Here is a 5,248-nt window from a genome sequence, read left to right on the forward strand (position 1 = left end):
CCGGCGCCGGGCCGGTGCGTCGCTCGCCGCGGCCGTCGCGTACGTGCCCGCCCCCGGCCGCGTCTCCAGGAACCCCTCGGCGACGAGCCGCTCGTACGCGGTGGCCACGCTGGCACGGGAGACCCCGAGGTCGCGCGCCAGGTCGCGTGTCGAGGGCAGCCGCTCCCCCGCCGCGACGCGCCCCGTGGTCAGGGCGTCGCGCAGGGCGCGGTAGACGGCGTCGGTGCGGCCGGTGCGGTGGCTGAGGTCCACGGCGAGGTCCATCCGCCGATCATCGCCCACCGCACCCGGCGCCGGGATGTGCCGCACCCCGTGAACACGGTTGAATGGCGCCCGACATGACCACGTACCTCACGTCCGACCTGCACCTCGGGCACCTCAACATCATCCGGTTCTGCGACCGTCCGTTCCCCGGCGTCGGCGCGATGAACGCCCGCCTCGCCGAGCTCTGGAACGAGACGGTGACGCCGGAGGACACCGTGTGGGTCCTCGGTGACGTCGCGCTCGGCAGTCTCGACGAGTCGCTCGCCTGGGTCGGGCGGCTCGCCGGCCGCAAGATCCTCGTGCCCGGCAACCACGACCGCTGCTGGGCGGGCGACCGGGCGCTGCGCACAGGGACCCCCGAGGACCGCGCGCGGCGCCGGGCTGCGGCACACGACCGCTACCTGGCGGCGGGCTTCGCCGAGATCCGCGACAGCCCGGTCGAGACGGTCGTCGGCGGCCACCCGGTCCTGCTGTCGCACTTCCCGTACGAGGGCGACTCCCACGGCGAGGACCGCCACGTCGAGCACCGGCCGGTGGACCGCGGGGGCTGGGTGGTGCACGGCCACGTGCACACGTCGTGGCGGCAGCGGGGGCGACAGGTCAACGTCGGCGTCGACGCGTGGGGCGGGCGGCCCGTCGCTACCGAGACCGTCGGGTCCCTCATCGACGAGGGGCCGCGCGAGCTGGCGCCGCTGCCGTGGTCGTGAGGCGCTCCTGACAGGCGTCCTGACACGACAAGAGCGCACGTTCCGGTGGTGACGAACGTGCGCTCAGGCGTCAGGGTGCGTGGCGCCGCGGGTACGCGAGGCCCACGCACGGCGTCAGCGGAATCGCCAGGGCGACCGCTGCGCGGGGTTCAGGCGGATACGAGGGACTCCGCGTCGCGGTGCTCGCGGTCGGACTTGTAGGACGCGATCTGCGCGGCGTCGAACCGCAGGTCGGAACCGACGAGGTGGTAGTCGATCTCGCCGGCCTCGAGGAGGTCGATCACGTGGAGCTTCGACACGCCCAGCAGCCGCGCGGCCTCGAGCGTGGTCAGTTCCTGGCTTCTGCTTGCTTCGGCTTCCAATGTGATTTCGTTCACAGGCCAAGTCTTGCCCCTTCGAGGCGCCGGAGTCCAGTCGAATCGGTGCGAGTTTCGATATCCGGCGATGATTCTTTTCTACGGTTCTTCACCCGCTCGGATAATTCATCTCACAGCGGCGTGGCAGCGGCACCGCGCCGCGGTGTCGAGCCGATCGAAACGATCTGCCTCGCGTGATGGGGTGGACGGGCGCGCTGCCCGCTGTGCTCGACGAGATTCCCGCGGACAGCGCCACGCCGGACCAGCTCCGTGCGATTCTTCGGATCAACAGAAGCGGCTACGACCGCCTCGCGCCGACATTCCGGGCGAGCGCGCTGGGACGCCCAGCACATGCCAAGGAATGCTCATCCAGCGCGAGCCGGCGCAACCACGACGCGCTCGAGATGCTTCTGGAAGGTCGCCCACGGCTACGGCCGCCGGGCCGTGGTCCGCGTCGCCCCCGGCCGCCCGGAGCGCACGACGCACCGGGTCGTCGTGCCGACGCCCTGACTGATCACACCTGCTGCCGCCCTGCCCCCTGCAGCCCTCGGTACACCGCCGTCCGCAGCTCCACCGCGTACGGCACAAGAGCCGGCATGCGCAGGCTCTCCGCGACAGCGATCTCCGCCTCGACGTCGTACGGCACGCGCACGACCTGGAGCCCGAAACGCCCTGGGGCCGGGTCGTCGAGAGATCCCTCGAGGATCACGTAGCTGGACACCGGCTCGTCGAGCGGGTTGCCCACGCTCCCGACGTTGAAGAGCGTCCGGCCCCCCTCCACCTTGACGAAGACGTCGTGGATGTCGCCGTACCCCACCACCGACGGCGTCGGGCCTTCGCCCGTCATCGGCGTGTTGACGAACATGCCGTCGAACTCCTCGGCCGTGTGCCGCGCACGCACACGGACGTGCGGACTCACCGCGGACGCGTGGAAGAGACGTACCCGCCGACCGCTGACGAGCACGTCGTGGCTGAGGGGCAGCTCCGCGAGCCAGGCGCGCTGGTCCGGGCGCAGCTCGTCACGCCACCACACCATCTCCTCGACCGACTCGTCCGCCCAGGCGGGCAGGTCCTCGTCCCAGTTCCCGCGTAGGTTGACGTCGCACACGGCCGCACACCGGTCCACCACCTCGCTGCCGCGCGGCCCTTTGCCCACCAGGTCGCCCAGGTTCACGATCCGGTCGATCCCCCGGGAGCCGATGTCCTCGAGCACCGCGTCGAGCGCGGTGAGGTTGCCGTGCGCATCACTGATCAGGGCAATCTTCTCCAACGGCACACCGTGGATCGTCCCACATCCCGGGGCTGTCTCACCCGCTGTGCTCCGGGAGGCCCGCCTCCTCGCCGAGAGCGCGCGCCTCCTCGTCCCTGCCGAGCGGCCGTGCCCGGCGCTCGGCCGGCACCGGGTGACCCACCGCGAGCGCGAGCGAGTGCAGCACGTGCCGCAGGATCGGCGGATCGAGCTCGTCGCCCCCGTCGTACTGCGCCAGCCCGATGCCGAGGCGCTCGATGAACTTGCGGTAGAGATGGAACTCCACGTAACCGGAGGCAGCGGGCGTGCCCGGATCCCGGATCGACCCGCTGCACTGCACGGTCGTCCGGTAGGTGTGGACGGTCAGCCGACCGCTGCCCCGTGCGTTGATCTCCTCGGCGAGCGCGAGCAGCTTCTCGTGCGCCCGCAGAACCTGCCCGATGAACGAGCCGTCGCGGTCGTAGTAGCCGTCGATCGTGGCCGCGATCGCGGGGTGCTCGACGAGCCACTCCGGGTCGACCTTCACCACGTCGACGTCGGCCCCGCGCTGCGCCATCGCCCGGATGAGGTCGGGGTCGCGCGCGACGCTCGTCATGCCGAACCCGAACACGACGACCTGCTGCCGGGCCGACTTCCAGATGTCGAGCGACGCGTTGCGGTGCTCGCGGTCGGCGCTCACCCACTCGATCCCGCGGTACTTCCGCAGCTCGTCGAGCAGGCGCACGCGCTCGAGCTCGGCCTCCCGCTCCACGCGCCGGCGGGCGGCGTACGCCTGCTCGACCAGGTAGAGGACGGCGATGACGACGGTCGCGACCGCCGTGCACCAGACCACCGGCACGGTGACGTGGCGTGACACCAGGTCGGGTACGAAGATGAGCGCGAGGTTCGACATCGCACCCAGCGCGACGACGAGAAGACTTGCGCCCATCCACCGCCGCACGAAACTCACCTCCCCACCACAGCTCAGGCGCTCGTCCGCGGAGCGACAGATCGCACGGCGCTCGGACGAGACAGGCTGTAGCCGAGCAGCTGGTCCACCTCCTCGAGGATCTGCTGGACGTACGGCCGGTCGCCCTCGCCGCTGTCGAGGCCCACGAGCACCAACCGGACCCACGCACGCCTGCGCCGGTACACATGGAACTCGACGAACCCCGTCGGGTCCTCGGACCACGGTTCGACGATCGTCGCGCTGTGCTGAACCCATGCGCGGTAGGTGTGCAACCGCACCGTGCCGCCGGCGGCTTCCTCGGGGTAGCGCTCGGCCAGACCACGGAGCCTGTCGTACGCGCCCTCGACCCGGGCGACGAACGCGCTCTCCGTGTAGTAGTCGCCGGCGAGGGCCGCAACCTTGCGCTGCTGACGCAGCCACTGCGGGTCCACCATGACGAAGTCGATGTCCACTCCCCGACCGACGGTCTCCCGGATGTGCTCCTCGTCCTGGCTGACGCTCGTGAGTCCGACGCCGAAGCAGAGAACTCGCTGTGTGGCCGTTCGCCATAGTGCGGAGACGTCCGCCTCACGGCTGCGTTCTCCCCCGACCGCCTCGATCCCGCGCAACCTCCGCCGCTCCTGCTGGAGGCGGCGCGAGGACTCGATCAGCTCGCGGTAGGCCCACAGCGGCGCGACGAGGACGATCACTGCCGTCATGCAGTACACGACGACGGGGCCGACCTGGTCGGGCACGACGTCGGGGACGAACGTCAGGACGAGATTCGAGGCCACGCCGAGGGCGACGACGACCATGCCGCCTCGGGCCCAGCCGCCCCTATCCGTCATGCGCCGCCCTCTGCGCGCGGCAGGGCCCTGCCGATCGCTGGTCGCCGAGCCCGAGCCACGCATGCCGATCACCCCTGGTGTCGCAGCGGTCCTGTGAGCGCTTCGCGCCGACGGCGCTGCGGCTGAGGCTAGCAAATCTGGCGGATTTCGGACACAGATCGCCGAGATCACTGCCCGTGCGCCAGCACGTCCTCCGCCTCCGCGCGAGCCGCCTGGGCCTGCTCGAACCGCTCCTGGTCGTGCAGCACGAGCGCGAGCGTGCGCAGCGCCTCGGCGAGCAGGCTCCGGTGCGCGTCGTCGCCTCCGGCGACGAGCTCGCGCAGCACCTCGACGGCCTCCTGGGCCGGCGCGACCGCCTCCTCGCCGAGCCGCAGGCTCGCGAAGCTGGCGCTGACCGTGGTGAGCGAGCGCGCGAGGCGCGGCAGGTACGTCGCGGCGTCGGCCGCGGCCAGCTCGCGCCAGGTCCGCGTCGCCTCGCGCTCCGCATCGAGCGCGGCGAGCGGGCGGTCCAGCCGCGCGTACGCCGTCCCGACGGCGGACAGCGCACCCGCGAGCGCCGCCGCGTACCGCCCGGGTTCGTCGGCCACGAGCCTGCGCTGCACCTCGACGGCCTCCCGCAGGAGCGTCACGCCCTCCGCGCCCCGCCCCTGGCCCGTCCGCGCGACGCCGAGCGCCTGGAGCGTGCGGGCGAGGTCGGGCAGGTAGCGGCCGGGGTTCTCCTCCGCGACGATCCGCAGCACCTCGACCGCCTCCTCGACGTGCGCCGCGGCGGCCCGTTCGTCGCCCCGCGCCGCGTGCACGCGCCCCGCGACCTCCAGCGCGTCGGCGAGCTCCCCGAGGTAGGCGTCGGGCTCGGCCCCCGCGAGGCGGCGGCGCAGTGCCAGCGACTCGGTGGC

General features: G+C 72.1%; 7 protein-coding genes. 1 reads left to right on the forward strand and 6 read right to left on the reverse strand.

Translation table 11 applies throughout. From position 1 onward, the window contains the following. A partial coding sequence (locus HLB15_RS22125) for a GntR family transcriptional regulator (RefSeq protein ID WP_171108718.1) occupies nt 1–264 on the reverse strand: 264 nt, incomplete at its 3' end. 74 nt (nt 265–338) lie between these two features. On the opposite strand from HLB15_RS22125, the gene HLB15_RS22130 reads away from it, so the two are divergent. Further along, complete coding sequence (locus HLB15_RS22130; protein WP_171108720.1) at nt 339–971, forward strand: metallophosphoesterase; 633 nt, start codon at nt 339–341, stop codon at nt 969–971. Nucleotides 972–1,120: 149 nt separating this feature from the next. Here the strand turns inward: HLB15_RS22130 and HLB15_RS22135 are convergent, their stop codons facing one another. The 5 genes from HLB15_RS22135 to HLB15_RS22155 all read right to left on the reverse strand — a co-directional run. Then, entirely contained in the window at nt 1,121–1,333 is a 213-nt protein-coding gene (locus tag HLB15_RS22135) for an excisionase family DNA-binding protein (RefSeq protein WP_212760230.1), read from the reverse strand. A 508-nt stretch (nt 1,334–1,841) separates the two neighbouring features. Continuing rightward, a complete protein-coding gene (locus tag HLB15_RS22140) occupies nt 1,842–2,603 on the reverse strand; it encodes a metallophosphoesterase family protein (RefSeq protein WP_171108722.1) in 762 nt (253 codons plus the stop codon). A gap of 31 nt (nt 2,604–2,634) precedes the next feature. Beyond that, nucleotides 2,635–3,516, reverse strand: a complete 882-nt coding sequence (locus HLB15_RS22145; protein WP_171108724.1) for a hypothetical protein — start codon at nt 3,514–3,516, stop codon at nt 2,635–2,637. A gap of 23 nt (nt 3,517–3,539) precedes the next feature. Then, entirely contained in the window at nt 3,540–4,352 is an 813-nt protein-coding gene (locus HLB15_RS22150) for a hypothetical protein (protein WP_171108727.1), read from the reverse strand. A gap of 167 nt (nt 4,353–4,519) precedes the next feature. Further along, on the reverse strand, nt 4,520–5,248 hold a 729-nt coding region (locus HLB15_RS22155; protein WP_171108729.1), incomplete at its 5' end, for a tetratricopeptide repeat protein.

Origin of the sequence: Promicromonospora citrea (assembly GCF_013004695.1) — a bacterium.
Taxonomy (GTDB): domain Bacteria; phylum Actinomycetota; class Actinomycetes; order Actinomycetales; family Cellulomonadaceae; genus Promicromonospora; species Promicromonospora citrea.